The following is a 16,093-nucleotide window of genomic DNA, read 5'->3' on the forward strand; positions in this document are numbered from 1 at the left end:
TTCATGCGTTCCTTCCGGCCCTCGCGAAGGGCCATGGCGCCGCCCGCGTAAGGCCGGTCACCAGCGACACCGCGAGCAGCGTGTAAAGCGGCAGCAGCGGCAGGTTGAACCGGGGTTCGCCGAAGAAAACGCCGGTGATCGCCGCGAAATACCCGATCGGGACGAAAGCCGCCAGGGCCGTGTCGCGCGGCCGGGCGATCAGCGGAAACAGGAACGGGAACAGGAAGGCCGGGACGATCATCGCCCAGTGCCAGACCTCCGCCACCGGGGTGACGGCCGCCACCAGCGCGTGGATATCCTGACCATTGCGCTTGGCGCCGATCTCCGCCTGGGCCAGCGGCAGCGTGTCGAACCGGAAGAACTGGTCCAGCTTGCGCGGCACCCGCAACAGGGCCTGCTCCGGATTGTCGCGGATATAGGCGAGGGCGGCGTCGTTCAGGCGGTGGTTGAGGCCGACCTCGTCGGGGATCGCCTCCAGGATGTTCATTCCCTCGGTCGCCGCCGTGAATTCGGCGGGAGCCGGCCACATGTAGTTGCCCCAGCGGTTCCATGGGTTGTTGCCCATGTACAGGTTGAAGCCGCCATTGGTCGAGACGAGCACCGGCTCGCCCAGCACCAGCGTGTTGCGGATCGTCCAAGGTGCCATCACCAGCAGGCAGGCGGCGTGCAGCGCGAATCCAACCACGATGGCCCGGCGGAGCCCGACGCGGCGCAGCACCCAGGCCGCCCCCAGCACGGCCGCCGGGAGCAGCAGCGCCTGGGTCTTGACCAGCGCCGCCAAGCCGAAGCACAGCCCGGCGAGCGCCGGCCGGTGCCAGCTTCGCAAGCTGGCGTTCGGAGTGTCCAAGCTGGAGAGCAGCGCGTCCAGGCCGGCCAGGAGCAGCGCCATGAACAACAATTCGGAATACAGCAGCTCGGTGTAGAAGATCAACGTCGGCGACAGCACCGCCAGCACCACCGCCACCTTGGCCGCGATCTCCGACCCGGTCGCCCGGCGGGCGATGCGGAACAGGAAGACGAAGGCGACCGCCGACACCACGAGGTTGGCCAGCTTGGCGACCTCGACATGCGCTCCGAAAACCGCGAACAGCCCCGCCAGGAAGGCTGGATATCCCACCGGCCAGAACGCGGTCGGCGAGCCGCCGATCGCGTAGCCCTCACCGTTCAGCAGGCCGACCGCACGCTGGAAGTACCAGAGCTGGTCGCTCATCGGGGCGGCGTCGACAGCCAGCGTCCAGCCCAGCCGGGTGGCGAGGAACAGCGCCGACGCCAGGAGCGGAAATGTCAGGTTCTTCAAGGCGGGCAAGGCTCAGTTCCAGCATTCGACACGGGCGGCGAAGGCGCTGGCCCGCTCCAGGATCTCGTCATCGGAAAGCTCGGGCCCGCGCGCCTGGGTGACGTGGGAGACGTGCTGGGGCGCCAGGAAGCGGAAGATCGTCTCGTTGGTCACCGCCTGGGCCACGTCCTCGACGACTTGGCCGGTCTCGCGGTAGGTCGTCACCGCGTCCACCTTGCTGCGGATCAGCCCGATCACCCTGCCGGACTGGTCGAGCACGGGGCTGCCGCTGTGTCCGGCGCGTATGCGCCCCTCGACCGAGAATTCCGTGCCGCCGCTGGTGAGCTGGGCGGGCCACGCCTCCACCGGCGTCCGGCTGGGTACGATGGTGGCGGCGCCCAGGGCCGGGTATCCCACGACGGAACCGGTCAAGCTGCGGTCGCGGTCGGGTGCCGGGTTGAAGCGGGCGAAGCTCTTCGGCCTCGCCTTGGTCTGGAGCACGGCCAAGTCCAACCCATAATCCGACACGACGACATGGGCCGGCGTCCGCCCGCCCGTGATGGTCGAGACCGTCACCGCCGCGCAACGCGCCACCACATGGAAGCCGGTCAGCACCTGACCTTGGGAGTTGATGTAGAACCCGGATCCGGCGGTTCGGATCTCGACCTTGTCGTCCGGGCGGGACTGGCGATCACCGATGATCTGGGCCCGGTGCCGGCGGGCGCGGGCATCGGCCAGGGCCTCCGCCTCCTCCTCTGTGACGACGCGGCCCCGGCAGTCGGCGGGAGTCACCCGGGAGACGACATCCTGGTCCGGCTCGTAGCATATCGCGATCGGCGGTTCGGCGCTGGCCGCGGCCGGAGGGTCGGCCAAGTCCGGTGGCGAATACGCGACACAGCCGCCCAGAGCCGTCAGCCCGCAGAAGCCGAGCCCAAAAAGACCAAGCTCCCGTAGACCAAAGAGACCCCATCTCATCGGCGGCTTCGGCGTTTCGGCTTGGCGGTCTCGTCGTCCGGGTGATGCATGGCCAGGAGACCCTTGGTCTTGCCGCCATCGGGGACCTTGTCGTTGACGACGGCCCAGCCGATCACGACCATGACGCCGATCAGGGAAAGAAGGAACAACAGGCTGTCCATGGCGACTCACCGGCGCTTTCGTAAAAGATAGGGGCTCACTGGACGGGGGGTTCCGCCAGGGAGTCCAGATAGGGCTCGAGCGCGAAAGCTCCAATGAACCGGGCGGCGTCCTCCGGCGTGTCGGCCGCGACCGCGATGGCCGCGGCGGCGGGGTGGACGCCGAACAGGGTGGCGAGGCTCTGGTACAGCTTGGCCTCATACTCGTTCGCCGTGAAGCGTCCGCCGACCCAGTACCACGAAAGCACCAACTTCTGTTGGTTGCCCCGCGCCATGCGGTCCAGCCGCGCGGTCGGCATGTCGGCGATGCCTCCCACGCCGCCGCTGGCGACGCGGGACCAGCCGCCGCCTTGGAGCTGGTTGGCGTAGTAGACCACCTCGGCGCCCTGCCGCTGTTGGGCGTAATAGGCCACGAACAGCTCGACCGGGCGGCCTTCCGGCCCCTCGAACGCGCTCAACAGGGTTCGATCGGCACCCGGGAAGTCCGGTTGCCAGCCCGTTCCCGGCACTTGCCGCCAGCCCGCCACGGTGGGTGCCGGCAAGGCGGTGGACATGGACACGATTTCGGCCGGGGCCATCACGGTCCAGGCATAGGCTGGACCGGCCAGCAGGACGAATGCCGCCAGCGTCGCCGTCCTGATCCGCCAGGGCCAACCCTTGCCCCCGGCGCGAAGGGGGACGGCCATGGCCTCGCGCGAGAAGTCGCCGAGCCGGCGGTCGGCGAAGCTGTTGCCGATCGCCAGCAGCACGATCATCACGATTGAGAAGAACAGCCAGCCATAGACGAGGTGGTCCACCCCGGCGGCCAGCTTGCCGTCGCTCAGATGGGCGATCAGGATGATGCCGAAGGCGCGAAAGCCGTTGGCGACGATCGGCAGGACGAAACCAATGCCCAGGAACAGCCAGAACTTCCAGCGTCGCCGATAGGCCAAATGGGCGAACAGCGCCGAGATCACCACGTTCGCGATCAGGAAGCGGACCCCCGCGCAGGCCTCGGCGACCCGGAACAGCCCGTTCGGGATCTCGATCATGATGCCGTCGTGGAACACCGGGATGCCGATGAGCCGCAGCAGGGCCACCGCGAACTGGGCGGTCAGGTCCTGGAGCGGCGGGATCAGCGCGTCGCCCACCGGCACCATGAAGAACAGGAAGGCCAGGGGGAACACCAGCCGCCGGGTGATCGTCCGGCCGAAGATGAAGACGAACAGGCCGATCAGCATGCCGACCATCGCCGTCTCCTCGACCGCCAGCACGTCGGCGGCCCGGCCGAGCAGCCAGCCGCCCATCATGGCGACCAGCGCCACCAAGCCAAGAGGTTCGAGCCGGGGCGTGATCCGGCGTAGTTCGGCGCGCCGCAGCCAGATCAGATAGAGGCTGGTCGGCAGGACGAAGAAGCCGTGGTTGTAGGTGACGTTGGTCCACCACGTGTGGGCCATGGCCCCCGCGACATCGTGGAGCAGCGCCACCATCAGGACGGCCAGACCCGCGAAGCTGGTCAGCGCCAGGGGCCACGCCGGGTCGGCGCCGACGGCCAGCGCGGTGTGGCGGATATCGGGTCCGGCTCCCCCGGTCGACTGGTGGGTCATCCGGTGGGTCATGCCCGCTCCTCGCGGGGTCCGTGCGGGGATGTGGCGCCGGTCATGCCAGATGCCACGATGGGGGCTTGATCCATGATTCGGTCGAGCGGCGCCAGACGGCGTTCCCAGGTGTAGTGACCGGCAAGCCGACGCCGGCCGCGCTCGCCGAGGGCTTGGGCGGCGTCGGGGGCGTCCAGCAAATCGCCGATGTGATCGGCCAAACCGGCGGCGTCTTCCGCGACCAGCAGGTCGGTCCCCGGTTCGGCGTCGATCCCCTCGTGGGCCTGGACGGTCGCCACCACGGGGCGGGCCATGGCCATCGCCTCGAGCACCTTGTTCTGGATGCCGCGCGCGATGCGGAGCGGCGCCACCGCCACGGCGGCGTGGGCGACAAAGGGCCGCACGTCCGGCACGCGCCCGGTCACGATCACACCCGGCTGTTGGGCCAGCCGCGTCACCCTGGCGTCGGGCCGGGCGCCGACGATCGCGAACCGGACCGACGGATGGCGCGCCTGGATCGCCGGCAGCACCTCGGCGGCGAACCAGCACACGGCGTCGACATTGGCGCGGTAATCCATCATGCCGGTGAAGACCAGCACCGGTCCGCCCGCAGCCCAGGGGTTGGGATAGTCGCGACGCGGGTCGAAGTATTCAAGATCGACGCCGTTGCCCAGCCCATGGACTCGTTCCGCCGCGACGCCGCGCCGGTGCCGGAACAGGTCGGCCTCCGCCTCGCTGACGAACAGGCTGGCCGACGCCTCGGCGGCGATGGCGACTTCCGCCGCGCCCAGCAGGCGGGCTTCGCGCCGGTGGATCCAGCTCATCGGCGGGCGTCCGGCATCGGCGTATTGTCGCCACTTGTCGCTGTCCAAGTCGATGAAATCCACGATCCGGGTGCCCTGAAACCCATCGGCCGCCGCCGCGAAGGGCGCCATGGACGAGGAGAAGACGAACTGCGCCGCGATGTCGCGCGCGGCGTGGGTCTCGCGCACCCAGCGGGTCAGTCCCCGGTTCCGGTAGAAGGCGAAGGTCAGCGCCTCGCGCCTCAGCAATCCGCCCAGGCTCGCCAGCTTCGCCAGCCTAGGGTTGATGGGGGCGAAGTGGCAGCTGGCGCACAGCGCGCGCAGCACCGGCTCATGGATCCTGTCCTCGGGATCGTCGACGAAACAGCCGAGATGGACGCGGTGGCGCTCCGCCAGATGGCGCAGCAAATGCCACGACCGGATCTTGTCGCCCTTGTTCGGTGGATAGGGGATGCGGTGGGCCAGGAACAAAAGGTCTCGCATGGCTTCTCAGCCGATCTGGCGGGCCAATACGGGACCCATCAGGTTGGCGACGGGCAGCGGCAGGCGCTTCCAGGTCTCCACCATCACGCGGTATTTGGGGTTGAGCGGGTTGACGTTGGGCAACTCGCGCCCGCGCACCAGATGGAATTGATAATGCATCGATCGAGGCGTGAAGCCCCAACCCAGCTTGTAATCGAAGGCGCCGGTTCCCCGCTTGCTGCGTCCGAAGTCGAACAGCCGGGCGCCCCGTTCGGTGGCCCTGTCCATCAGGGACCAGTACATGAAATCATAGGCGTGCTCTGTCCTCGCCGCTGGCAAACCCCCGGCGTAATAGGGGCAGACGGTGTCACGGAAGTAAAACGCCATGACGGCCGAGACCGGTCCGGCGGCGCCGTGGACGACCGCCAGTTCCACCGCGTCGCCGAACTCCTCCGTGATCGCCTTGAAGAAACCGCGTGGCGGGACCGGCGTGCCGAGATTGCGGACGCTGTTGGCGTAGATCCAGTTGAACGTCTCCAACTGGTCGGGACCCACCCTCTGGCGCAACCCGCTCCGGATGCCGCGCCGAAGCTCCTGCCGCTTCTGCGCCGGCAGGCCGCCCCAGGTGACGCCGACATCCTCGTCCAGCGGACGGCGGAACACGGCGTAAAGCTCGGACTTGACCGCCCAGTCGATCGGCAGCGGATCGACGTGGCGCAATTCGACATGGTCGACGCCCAGCTTGGTTCCCAGATCGGCGGCGTCCTTCGCCAGCGCCTGGATCGCCGCGGGATCGCTGGACGCGATGCCGCCGAAGGTGGCGAAGGCGGTTGAGATCAGGGCGTTGCCGAACAGCGGGCTCTTGACATGAACCAGCGGCAACACGCCGACGATCCGGCCGCCGCGGCTGGCGTAGCGGAAATATGTCGGATGGCGGTAGCTTCGGGCGATCACCCGCGCCCAGCCGGCACGGTGGTGGAAAGTCGCCTCGGGCGAGCCCGCGACGAACGCCTCCCACGCTGGTTCGGAAGCCCCGTCCAGCGTCTTGATCTCGACCATGGCCGTCATGGGGTGGTCCCGGTTCGCGACAGGTGTTCGCCATAGACGCGGTCGATCCGGTCCCACTTGAAGTCGGCCAGCAGGCGCTTCAGCTTCGCCTCCATCACCGACAGGTTGGTGTAGTGGCGGATGCGCGAGCGCAGCGGAACCGGGCTGATCCGGGGCTGGCCGGGATCGATCTCCCAAGGGTGGAAATAGAAGGTCACCGGTTGGCGCTCGACGCGGTTGACCTTGCCGATCGCGTAGGACGACCACCGATAGGGCAGCAGGCGGAAGAAGCCGCCACCGGCGCAGGACAGCCGCCTCCCGCGCAGGTCGATGGTCCCGACCGGAATCTCGGTCAGTCCTGGGCGATCATCATGACCGCTTTCCGACGGTGTGAAGGGAAAGCGCGGCGCGTCCGGCACGCCGTAATGGTCGTGGCGGATCGGATGGATGCTGGAGCTGTAGTGGTATCCAGCCTCCGCCAGTTCGTCGAACGCCCACCAGGTCGAGCGGTCGATCGAGAAGCTGGCCGCGCGATAGCCGGTCACCGCCTGTCCGGACTGGTCCTCCAGCAGCAGCCGCGTCCGCGTCACGTCGGCGCGGAACTCCGCCGGGGTCTGTTGGCCGACGCGGTGATGCTCCCAGCCGTGGCTGGCGACCTCATGGCCGGCGTCGGCGATGGCGCGCACCAAGCCAGGATCGCGCTTGGCGACGCAGCCGAGCGTGAAGAAGGTGGCCTTGACGTCGGCCTTGGCGAACAGGTCGAGGATGCGGCGCGTGTTGGCGCCGACCCTGGACGGAAAACCATCCCAGCGGCTCCGGTCGACCGATCCGGCGAAGGCGGAGACCTGGTAGTAGTCCTCGACGTCCACCGACATCGCGTTGACGATGGCGGCGGGGGAGGGACCGCGGACGGTGTCAGGTCCGGTCATCGCCGGTCTCCTTTATGGCGGCGCCGTTCCAGCGGGGTGCCTCGGCGTCGGCCGAGAGGTAGCCGATCGCCGTCTCCAGCAGATGGCGGAGCGTGCGGTCATGGCTGTCCACCCGACCGGCCAGCGCCTCCAGGCGTCCCATCCGCTCGTCCAGCCCGCTCAGCAGGGCGGCGACCTGTCCATCGGGAAGCGCCGACCCGCCCCCGTTGACGGTGCCGGGTCCCGACGTCACCTCGGCAACCTCGGTCCTGAGGTCGGCGACCACGAGTTCGACCGCCTGGGCGTCGATCACATGGAGCCCTTCCAGCGCGCCGAACAGCAGGAGGCGGCCGCACAGCGTGTTGATCCGGCGCGGGATGCCGCCGCTGTGGCGGTGGATCAGGTCGTAGGCCTCCGGCTCGATCACGGGATCGCCGTCCCAGCGCACCAGGCGCAGGCGATGCTGGATGTACTCCGCCGTCTCATCGGCCGAGATCGGACCCAGGTGATACGAGGCGATCACCCGCTGGCGGAACTGCTCAAGCGCGGGATTGGCCAGCACCTCCTTGAACTGCGGCTGGCCGACCAGGAAGCTCTGGAACAGCGACTTGCCGTCGGCGGTGAAGTTCGACAGCATCCGCAGCTCCTCGATCGTCTGGAGCGGCAGGTTCTGCGCCTCGTCCACCACCATCAGCACCCGCTGGCCGGCGGTGTGGCGCGACAGCAGGAAAGCCTCGAAAGCCCGCAGCAGCGTCGCCTTGTCGCCCGTGCGGGTGGTGACGCCAAAGGCCGACAGGATCATGCGGATCGCGTCGTCGGCTTCGATGTTGCTGGTGACGATCTGGGCCGCCAGGAAGCGCTTCTTGTCCAACTCGGCGAAAAGCTGGCTGACCAGCGTGGTCTTGCCAGCCCCGACATCGCCGGTCACCACGATGAAACCCTCGTCCTGCTGAAGTCCGTACCTCAGATAGGACAGGGCCTTGTCGTGATTCCGGCTCGGGAAGAAGAACCGGTGGTCGGGCCCCAGCTTGAAGGGCGACCCGGTCAGCTTGTAGAAATCCTCGAACATCAGAACACGATCCGTACGCCAAAGGTCAGGGAGTTCTCGGTGTATTCGTCGTCCTCGTCGTCGGCCACGCGCTGGGTGCGGCCGAGAGAGACGCTGCCGTAAACGTCCTTGGCGAGAGTGTGGGTCAGGGCCAGCCGGGCGCTGAAGGTGTCGGCGTCGATCGCCGTGCCGCCCAGCAATCCACCGCTGGCCGTGCCCGTGGTGGCGGTCGCCGTCGTCGCGGCGTCGCTCTCGGTCCGCCGCCAGCCCACGCCCGAGAACAGGCTGGTCTGGGGCGACAGCCGGCGAGTCCAGCCGACGCGGGCCGAGAGGTAGCTCTCGTCGGGGCGGATGTCGTATTCCCGCTTCTCCGACGTGCCGGCCAGGGTCAGGGTGTTGCGGTCGTAGTTGCCGACCAGCGAGGTTTGGAACCGGCTGGCGATGAAGGCCTCCGTCCGCAGCCCGAATCCCGGATCGGTGATGTCGACCGGCAGGTTGGTGATCGGGTCGATCAACTGGCCGGAGTCGTCCACCGCCAGCTGGAAGTTGCTGAACTGCCGCTGGGTCGTTTCCAGGATATGGGCGTAGCCGGCCTGGAAGGTCAGGTTCGGCGAGATCCTGTAGGACAGCGAACCGTTGATGTCGGGTTCGCCATAGCGCTCGCCATAGGTGAACCGCAGCTCGGTGCGCGGACCCGGTCGGGTCAGGAAGCCCGCGTACCAGATTGGCCCGTCGGGGTCGTCGTTCAGCGAGTTGGTGTCGATCTGCTCGTAGCCGACCGAGCCCAGCGCGAAGAACTGGCGAAACAGCGCGTATTGGCCATTCAGCCGGTAGGTCGAGCGGTCGATGTCGCCGGTCCGGTTGTCCGACTCCGTGATCTCCTGCTCGGCGATGGCGTCGATGCGGACCCGGCTGAAGATCGGGCCGGTCGACAGCCTGGCCAGCCCGTAATTCGTCGTGCTGTCGCCAAGCTCGTTCTTGCCCACGAAGGTGTAGGAGTAGCGGTAGCGCAGCTCGCTCTCGGCGTAGCGGCCGAAGCGATTCAGCAGATAGGGGCTGATCGAGCCGCTGACGACCTGCGTCCTGTTGGACCGGCCGGACGAGGAATTGCCGGAGGTCCGTCCGCCGGGATCGATCAGGGGCTGGCTGGCGCTGCCGTCGGCGTCGATGAACAGCATGTCCTCGATCAGCTCGGTGCGTCCGAACCCGATGAAGTCGTTACGGATGTTGATGTCGGTGTCCTTGGACAGGATGGTGTCCATGGTCAGCCGGTAGTCGAAGGCGAAGTTGACCCGCCCCCCGTCGCCGCGCGCGTTGATGCCGACGAAAGGCGACAGGATCAGCGCGCTGTCCGCCTGGTCGTCCCGTTCGAGGTCGACGTTGTCGGTTATGGTGACGTTGAAACCGGCGCTCTTGTCGACCTGGATATTGGCGGCTTTCGCGGATGGCGCCAAAGCCGGGCCGATTCCCTGCGTGAACGCCAGCAGGGCGGCGACGGGAAGCAGCGCCCGCCGACGTTTGGGTCTCCGTCTCATCAGGCCTTCTCTTCGGACGCCGCGGTTTTGCCCTTGCCGGCCTCGTCCTTCGCGTCCTTGGAACTTCCGTAGCCGTAACGCCCCTTGGAATAGCCGCTGTAGTACGAGCCGAAATGCTCGCTGGTCTTGGTCACGGCCGACTTGTTCAGGATCAGGTTGACGTTGTCGCAGGGCTCCAGCAGGTCGAGCGCGTGCTGGACCTGGGCTTGCGGCGTCCGGTTGGCCTCCACCACCATCAGCACCTGATCGACCAGATGCGACAGCACCACGGGTTCGGTGGTGGCGAGCACCGGCGGCGCGTCCAGGATGACGATCCTGTTTGGCTGCTGGTGTGCCAGCCGCGTGATCAGTTCCTTCATGGAAGGGCTGGCGTAGAGGTCGGTCGCCGAGGGCACCTCGCCGCCCGACGGCAGGAGGGTCAGCCGCATCTTCGAATCGCGCAGCAGCACCTCCGACGGGTCCAGGTCGGGTTCCAGCAGCAGGTCCGACAAGCCGCGCGCGGGCGGCAGGCCCAGCATCCGGAGGATGCTCGGGCGCATCGCGTCGGCGTCGATCAGCAGCACGTCGAAATGCTCGTCCGCCACGAAGCTGAGCGCCAGGTTCAGCGAGATGAAGCTCTTGCCCTCGCCGGGGACGGCGCTGGTCACCATCACCATGTTGGTGCGTCCGGTGGCGTCGGCGTCCATCGGGTTCATCTTCTGGATCAGCCGCCGCTTGAGCAGCCGCATCTCCTCGGCCAGCCGCGACCGGCGGTCGCCGGGATGGATCAGGCCCATGTCGCGCAGGTGCGCCGGGTCGATCGAGATCTCCCGTATTCCCGGCCTGTCGGCCCCCTGCTTCTCGACTGGGTCGGCCGCTTCCCACGCCGGCGGCGCCACCGGCGCCAGCCGGGGAGACGCTTGCGGTTCGAGGGCCGGTGGTTGCTCCTCGACCTGGGCGCGCCGCGCCGCGTTCGACTGCCGCACCGCTCTGTGGATGAGATCCATGTTTGTCGCCTTGCCCTTATCGAGCTTCTCGTACAGCCCTTCCAAGGGCGATTTCGCGGAGATCAGGTCTCGCCGCGCTCGAACAGGACGCTGGCCAGACCCGACAGGGTCGGTTTCGGCGCCCCCGGCTGGTACAGCACCATCAGCCCGGCGAAGACCACCAGCAGCACCGCCACCGAGCCACCCAGGGCGGACACCTCCAGCCGCCGCCAGCGGTTGTGGTGGGGCGATTCGACCATGCTGACATTGCCCAGCACCGGCAGGTTGAAGGTGTCCCGAAGCGCGTTGGCGTTGGTGAAGCTGTCCTTCAGTTGGATCAGCACGAAGACCACCGCCAGGGCGGCGCCCAGCGCCGCACCCAGCACGCCGCCGAACAGCAGCATCCGGTTCGGTCCGCTCGGCCGGTTGGGCACCATCGGCGGATCGACCACGCGGAAGTCGACATTGGTGGTCTGGGTATCCAGCCGCTCCGCCATCTGGATCGATTCGCGCCGCTCGATCAACTGCTCGTAGTTCTGCCGCAACACACCGTAATCGCGGTTCATCTGGGCCAATTGAAGCTCGACCGCCGGAACCTCGTTCTGTCGCTGCCGCAGGTCGGCCAGATCCTTGTTCCGCAGATCGACGCGCCGGTTGAGCGAGCTGATCTCGAACTCCAGCCGCTCGATCTCCGATTGCATCTGCTGGCGCACCGGGTTCGGCACCGAGCTGCTGGTGGCTTGGCGGCGGACATCGGCCTCGGCCTGCTGGATCATCCGGCGGACACTGATGACGGACGGGTTCTGGTCGGTCAGGCGCAGCCGCATGTCGTTCAATTGCTGGCGCAGCTGCTCCAGCCGCTGGCCCGCCGGCGTCGCGGCCTGGGCCGCCTGCGCTTGGGCGGGATCGGCCCCGGCCAGCGTCTCGGGCGTGCTGGCCAACTGGGCGCGCAGCTGATCGCGCTGCCACGTCGTCGACTGGAGCTGGTTCTCGAGCTGGCGGATGTCGAACTCGGCCGTTTGCAGCCGGCTGTTCATGACATCCTTGTAGCGGAGTTCATCCGCGTTGATCCGGCGGAACTCCGAGACGGCGGCTTCGCTGTCCCTGAGCCGCTTCTCGTAATCCGTGATCTGGCCCTCGATGAACCGGCGCGTCTTCTCGATGTCGCGGCGGTTGTCGCCGACATTCTGCTCGACGAAGATCTGCAGGATCGACTGGACGACGGAATGGGCGAGCTTGGGGTCGGAGTCCTCGAACTGGATGCTGAAGATCTGCCGGCCCTCGCCGAAGAACCTGATCCGCTGCTCCAGGTTCGACAGCAGCGCCTCGCGCGCACCCTCGCTGTCGACGGTCAGGTCCAAGTCGGTCAGGCGCAGCAACTGCTCCATGTTCGGCCGGGAGATCAGCGTGCGCCGCATGATGTCGACCTGCTGCTCGACGTCGGGACGAACCGTCATGCCCTTCATCAAAGGGTTCAGCAGGCTCTGCGTGTCGACATAGACGCGGGCGCTGGCGCTGTAGCTGTCCGGCAACCGCGCCACCACCAACCACCCCGCCAAGCTGACGAGCCAGACGATGCCGACCACCCACCAGCGCCGCGCCCACATCTCGGAGACGTAGTGGCGCATCAGGTCTTTGAGGTTGAGCGTCAGGTCGTTCATGTGAACCGTCCGGATTTTTCCACGCGCTCCAGGGCCTTTCCCGGCCTCAGAACCAGCTCTGCGGTATGATGATCACGTCGCCGGGCAGCACCGGCACGTTGGCGCGGATGTCGCCGTCGCGCAGCAGGTCGTCCAGCCGCACGTTGAACGTCGTCTTGTCCGTCGTGGCGCTTCCGCCGCGCGCCAGGACGGCGCGGTTGCCCGACGCGAACTCGGTCAGGCCACCGACCTCGATCATGACGTCCAGCATCGTCATGTTGGCCCGGTAGGGGATGGCGCGCGGCTGGGCCGCCTCGCCGACGACGCGGACCTGCTGGTCGAACGGACCGGCGAAGCCGCTGACGATCACGGTCACCAGCGGATCCTGGACGTAGACCTTCAGTTTCTGCTCGATCGCCCGGGCGAGCTGGGTCGGCGTCTTGCCGGTCGCCTCCAGATCCTCGATCAGGGGGGTGGAGATGCGGCCATCGGGACGGACCGGCACCGTCACCGAGAATTCGGGGCTTTGCCACACGAAGATCTGGATGGTGTCCAGCGGACCAATGCGATAGTCCGGCGTCGTCGGCTGCTGGACCATGACGTTGCCCGGCGCTGGCGGATCGTCGCCGTTGAACAGGCTGGTGATCGACGAGCAGCCCGTGACGCCGACCGCGATCAGGCACACCGCCGCCATCCTTGACGCGGCTTTGGACAGCCGCGCCCCGGATAGCCACCTGCGGGCCGGTTCCGAACCAGCATCCACCCTGCGGAGGATCGCCGACGCCAACGTCATGACAGACGTCATCGCCCGACCGCGAGAACGGCGCGAAATCATTCCTCCACCCCACTACCCCTTTATCGAAATGCTGGCTTTTTAAGCGAATCGCCAAGTTTCCGCGCGAAAACGATAGAAAACAATCATCTATGCCACGGGTTTTCAACGGTCTGTACGGGCAACCACTAAAGGGCTAACAGTTACCGTACGGACCGGGAACCGGGTCATTCGACAGCGGGACGCCGATTTCGACAGTGCGTGTCCTTGGCGCTTCTTCATACGAACGATAGCCGCCGATGCCGAAACTTACCGCGCTACACCCTTTAAGCGCTTCACGGTGGCGGTTGACCTTGGCTATCACGGCGGCTCGTTTCATATGCATCGCGCCATGGTAAATAGGGAACGCCTGTATGAAGAGCCTCGCCGACCGAATGAAGCTGGCGATCCTGTCGTCTCCGTTCCTCCGCTACCACTGCCGGTTCGACATCGCCGATGGCGGCGGCTTCAAGGTTCCGGTGATCGAGGGTTTCGGTTTCGACAATTTGAGAGGGCACGAGCCGATCCTGGACCGCATGATCGCCCACCTGCTGGACCTGCGGCCCGGCTGGTTCGTCGATGTCGGCGTCAATTGCGGCCAGACGCTGCTGAAGGTGGCGCGGCACGACCGCGCCCGCTTCTATGTCGGGTTCGAGGTGCAGCCGCTCTGCCTGCACTACGTCGATCAGCTCATCTCGGTCAACCGGCTGGACAGTTTCAAGGTCCTGCCGATCGGGCTGTCCAACGCCAATCGTCTGGCCACCCTGACCAGCGAGGGGCCGGCCGATCCGCGCGCCACGACGGTCGAGGGCTTCTGGCCTCCGGATTGGCAGCCGATCTCGCGCATGGTTCCCTTGCGGATCGGCGACGACGTGATCGACGATTTGGCGCTCGACCGGATCGCGGTCCTGAAAATCGATGTCGAGGGCGGCGAGGCCGACGTCCTGGAGGGGTTGGAGCGGACGGTGGCGCGCCACCGTCCCTACATATCGATCGAGATCCTGCCCTACAGCGTCAGCCGGATCGACCAGGACGGTCCCGTCGCCGCCTCGATCCGGGAAGGCCGCCTCGCGGCGGTCGAGCGCCTGTCGCGGATGAACGGGGCGCGGGGCTACCGGTCCTTCCGGATGCTGGCCGACGCCAAGCTGCTGGAGACGACCGATTACGACATCCCCTACCATCCGGACAACTGCAACTACCTGTTCGTGCCGGAGGAGCGTGTCGCCGAGGTGACCGGGGCCGAGGTGGCCGGGGCGAAGGTGGCCGGGGAAAAGGTGACCGGGACGGCGGACCCGGCTCCGGTGCCATCACCCTGAACATCATCCATAAGAGGTGATGGCGGCGCTCTCCGCGCGCTGGCAACGGCGGCGGGGCGGCACTAAGGTCCGGCCCGCCGCTATCCGCCGTCACTGGAGCCGGGATTGTCGAAGACGAGAAGGGCGGTCTATCTCTCCGCCGTCGCGCGCTACAGCGACATGATCATCCAGTTCGTGTCGGTCATGGTGATCGCCCGCGTCCTGACACCGGAAGAGATCGGGATCTTCTCCATCAGCGTGGCGTTCATAGCGCTGGCTCAGACGATGCGGGAATTCGGGTTGGGCGCCTATGTCGTCCAGGAGCGCGACCTCACCCGGGACAAGCTGCGTTCCGCCTTCGGAGTGGCCCTGGTGCTCGCCTGGGTCGTCGCGGCGCTGATCGCGGTGGCGGCGGGACCACTCGCCGGTTTCTACGGCCGGGCCGGGATCCGGGACGTCCTGCTGATCCTGGCGCTGACCTTCGTCATCTCGCCTCTGGGCCTGCCGGCGCAGGCGATGCTGATCCGCGAGCTTCAATTCGGCAAGCTCTACATCGTCCAGCTGATTTCCTCGACCATCCAGGTGGCGCTGACGATCACGCTGGCGATATTGGGGTTCAGCTATCTCAGCATGGCCCTGGCCTCTCTGGGCGGCGGGTTGGCGGGGGTCACGGCCCTGGCTTTCCTCCGGCGCGACCTCGTCCTCATGACGCCGTCCCTGGCCGGATGGCGGGGCATCGCCGCGTTCGGCGGTTTCTCCAGCGGCGCCAACCTGGTCGGCACCTTCGGCGTCAACATGGCGGAGCTGATCATCGGCCGGATGCTCGGGTTCAGCGCGGTGGCCTATTACAGCCGGGCGATGGGCCTGTTGAACATCTTCCGCATGACCGTCCAGGCGACCGTCATGAGCGTGGCGTTGCCGGCTTTCGCCGACCAGTACCGGGCGGGCATCGACATGCGGCCCGACTATGGCAGGGCGGCCGCCCTGATGACGGGGCTGGCCTGGCCGTTCTACGGCATGCTGGCGCTGCTGGCGGGGCCGGTGATCCATCTGCTCTACGGCGACCAATGGGAGCAGGCGGTGGTCGTCACCCAAATCTGCTGCGCTGGCGGCGCGGTCATGGCGCTGATCATCCTGAGCGGCCCCCTGCTGACGGCGATTGGCAAGGTCAAGGCCAACCTGTGGCGGGAGATCGCGATCCAGGTGCCGCGCGCCGGCTTCACCCTGGTGGCGGCTTTCCATAGCCTGGAGGCGGTGGCCGTGGCCCAGGTCGCGGCCTATCTGGTGGCGCTGGTCGTCACGATCGATTCCACCCGGAGGTACATCGGGTTCGGCGTCGGAGATCTGGCGCGCGCGACCTGGCGCAGCCTGGCGGTGACGCTCACCACCATGGCTGTGGCCGCGGCCGTCCCGCTGCTGATCCCCGGCGCCGCGGTCGAGCGGGGCTTCCCATGGTTCTCGCTGGTGCTGCCGGCGTTCGGCGGGGCCTGTGGCTGGCTGGCGGCGGTCTTCGTGTTCGACCATCCGATCCGCCGCGAGATCCGGGTCGCCGGCGCCGGGGTGGCCGGCTGGCTGCGGACAGCCCGCGCCTGA

14 protein-coding genes are annotated in these 16,093 nt (G+C 67.3%); 2 read left to right on the plus strand and 12 right to left on the minus strand.

The features are described 5' to 3' along the window. Position 1 precedes the first annotated feature (1 nt). The 12 genes from N825_RS06840 to N825_RS06890 all read right to left on the minus strand — a co-directional run bounded on the left by N825_RS06840 (position 2) and on the right by N825_RS06890 (position 13,187). Positions 2 to 1,306 (minus strand): glycosyltransferase family 39 protein, encoded by a 1,305-nt coding sequence (locus N825_RS06840; protein ID WP_037448894.1) that lies wholly within the window; start codon positions 1,304 to 1,306, stop codon positions 2 to 4. 3 nt (positions 1,307 to 1,309) lie between these two features. Next, positions 1,310 to 2,251 (minus strand): S1 family peptidase, encoded by a 942-nt coding sequence (locus tag N825_RS06845; protein ID WP_084164467.1) that lies wholly within the window; start codon positions 2,249 to 2,251, stop codon positions 1,310 to 1,312. Then, the gene (locus N825_RS39675; RefSeq protein WP_198038214.1) at positions 2,248 to 2,412 is read right to left on the minus strand and encodes a hypothetical protein; all 165 of its coding nucleotides are present in this window, start codon (positions 2,410 to 2,412) and stop codon (positions 2,248 to 2,250) included. The genes N825_RS06845 and N825_RS39675 overlap by 4 nt, the downstream gene beginning before the upstream one ends. Before the next feature lie 35 nt (positions 2,413 to 2,447). After that, entirely contained in the window at positions 2,448 to 4,007 is a 1,560-nt protein-coding gene (xrtA, locus tag N825_RS36255) for an exosortase A (protein ID WP_051511661.1), read from the minus strand. Continuing rightward, positions 4,004 to 5,272, minus strand: a complete 1,269-nt coding sequence (locus N825_RS06855) for a TIGR03087 family PEP-CTERM/XrtA system glycosyltransferase (RefSeq protein WP_051511662.1) — start codon at positions 5,270 to 5,272, stop codon at positions 4,004 to 4,006. Before N825_RS06855 ends, xrtA begins: the two co-directional genes overlap by 4 nt. Positions 5,273 to 5,278: 6 nt before the next feature. Continuing rightward, the gene (locus tag N825_RS06860; RefSeq protein WP_037448899.1) at positions 5,279 to 6,319 is read right to left on the minus strand and encodes a FemAB family XrtA/PEP-CTERM system-associated protein; all 1,041 of its coding nucleotides are present in this window, start codon (positions 6,317 to 6,319) and stop codon (positions 5,279 to 5,281) included. Next, a complete protein-coding gene (locus tag N825_RS06865) occupies positions 6,316 to 7,227 on the minus strand; it encodes an XrtA system polysaccharide deacetylase (protein WP_084164468.1) in 912 nt (303 codons plus the stop codon). Before N825_RS06865 ends, N825_RS06860 begins: the two co-directional genes overlap by 4 nt. Beyond that, positions 7,214 to 8,275, minus strand: coding sequence for an XrtA/PEP-CTERM system-associated ATPase (locus N825_RS06870; RefSeq protein ID WP_051511663.1), 1,062 nt, complete (start codon positions 8,273 to 8,275; stop codon positions 7,214 to 7,216). The genes N825_RS06865 and N825_RS06870 overlap by 14 nt, the downstream gene beginning before the upstream one ends. Beyond that, entirely contained in the window at positions 8,275 to 9,789 is a 1,515-nt protein-coding gene (locus N825_RS06875; RefSeq protein ID WP_084164470.1) for a TIGR03016 family PEP-CTERM system-associated outer membrane protein, read from the minus strand. Before N825_RS06875 ends, N825_RS06870 begins: the two co-directional genes overlap by 1 nt. Beyond that, entirely contained in the window at positions 9,789 to 10,775 is a 987-nt protein-coding gene (locus N825_RS06880; protein ID WP_063833674.1) for a P-loop NTPase, read from the minus strand. The genes N825_RS06875 and N825_RS06880 overlap by 1 nt, the downstream gene beginning before the upstream one ends. A 62-nt stretch (positions 10,776 to 10,837) precedes the next feature. Continuing rightward, entirely contained in the window at positions 10,838 to 12,415 is a 1,578-nt protein-coding gene (locus N825_RS06885) for an XrtA system polysaccharide chain length determinant (RefSeq protein WP_037448904.1), read from the minus strand. Between the two features lie 46 nt (positions 12,416 to 12,461). Beyond that, complete coding sequence (locus N825_RS06890; protein WP_245613033.1) at positions 12,462 to 13,187, minus strand: XrtA/PEP-CTERM system exopolysaccharide export protein; 726 nt, start codon at positions 13,185 to 13,187, stop codon at positions 12,462 to 12,464. 392 nt (positions 13,188 to 13,579) lie between these two features. Between N825_RS06890 and N825_RS06895 the strand changes: the two genes are divergently transcribed. Both N825_RS06895 and N825_RS06900 read left to right on the plus strand, forming a co-directional pair. After that, entirely contained in the window at positions 13,580 to 14,521 is a 942-nt protein-coding gene (locus N825_RS06895) for an FkbM family methyltransferase (protein ID WP_037448910.1), read from the plus strand. Between the two features lie 105 nt (positions 14,522 to 14,626). Further along, a complete protein-coding gene (locus N825_RS06900) occupies positions 14,627 to 16,093 on the plus strand; it encodes an oligosaccharide flippase family protein (RefSeq protein WP_037448913.1) in 1,467 nt (488 codons plus the stop codon).

It is taken from the genome of Skermanella stibiiresistens SB22, assembly GCF_000576635.1.
GTDB classification, from domain to species: Bacteria; Pseudomonadota; Alphaproteobacteria; order Azospirillales; family Azospirillaceae; genus Skermanella; species Skermanella stibiiresistens.

Coding starts and splice junctions, on each gene's coding strand:
- N825_RS06860 (WP_037448899.1), bottom strand. CDS start 6,319: ATGACGGCCATGGTCGAGATCAAGACGCTGGACGGGGCTTCCGAACCA.
- N825_RS06870 (WP_051511663.1), bottom strand. CDS start 8,275: ATGTTCGAGGATTTCTACAAGCTGACCGGGTCGCCCTTCAAGCTGGGG.
- N825_RS06865 (WP_084164468.1), bottom strand. CDS start 7,227: ATGACCGGACCTGACACCGTCCGCGGTCCCTCCCCCGCCGCCATCGTC.
- N825_RS39675 (WP_198038214.1), bottom strand. CDS start 2,412: ATGGACAGCCTGTTGTTCCTTCTTTCCCTGATCGGCGTCATGGTCGTG.
- N825_RS06885 (WP_037448904.1), bottom strand. CDS start 12,415: ATGAACGACCTGACGCTCAACCTCAAAGACCTGATGCGCCACTACGTC.
- xrtA (WP_051511661.1), bottom strand. CDS start 4,007: ATGACCCACCGGATGACCCACCAGTCGACCGGGGGAGCCGGACCCGAT.
- N825_RS06845 (WP_084164467.1), bottom strand. CDS start 2,251: ATGAGATGGGGTCTCTTTGGTCTACGGGAGCTTGGTCTTTTTGGGCTC.
- N825_RS06895 (WP_037448910.1), top strand. CDS start 13,580: ATGAAGAGCCTCGCCGACCGAATGAAGCTGGCGATCCTGTCGTCTCCG.
- N825_RS06890 (WP_245613033.1), bottom strand. CDS start 13,187: ATGACGTTGGCGTCGGCGATCCTCCGCAGGGTGGATGCTGGTTCGGAA.
- N825_RS06855 (WP_051511662.1), bottom strand. CDS start 5,272: ATGCGAGACCTTTTGTTCCTGGCCCACCGCATCCCCTATCCACCGAAC.
- N825_RS06880 (WP_063833674.1), bottom strand. CDS start 10,775: ATGGATCTCATCCACAGAGCGGTGCGGCAGTCGAACGCGGCGCGGCGC.
- N825_RS06875 (WP_084164470.1), bottom strand. CDS start 9,789: ATGAGACGGAGACCCAAACGTCGGCGGGCGCTGCTTCCCGTCGCCGCC.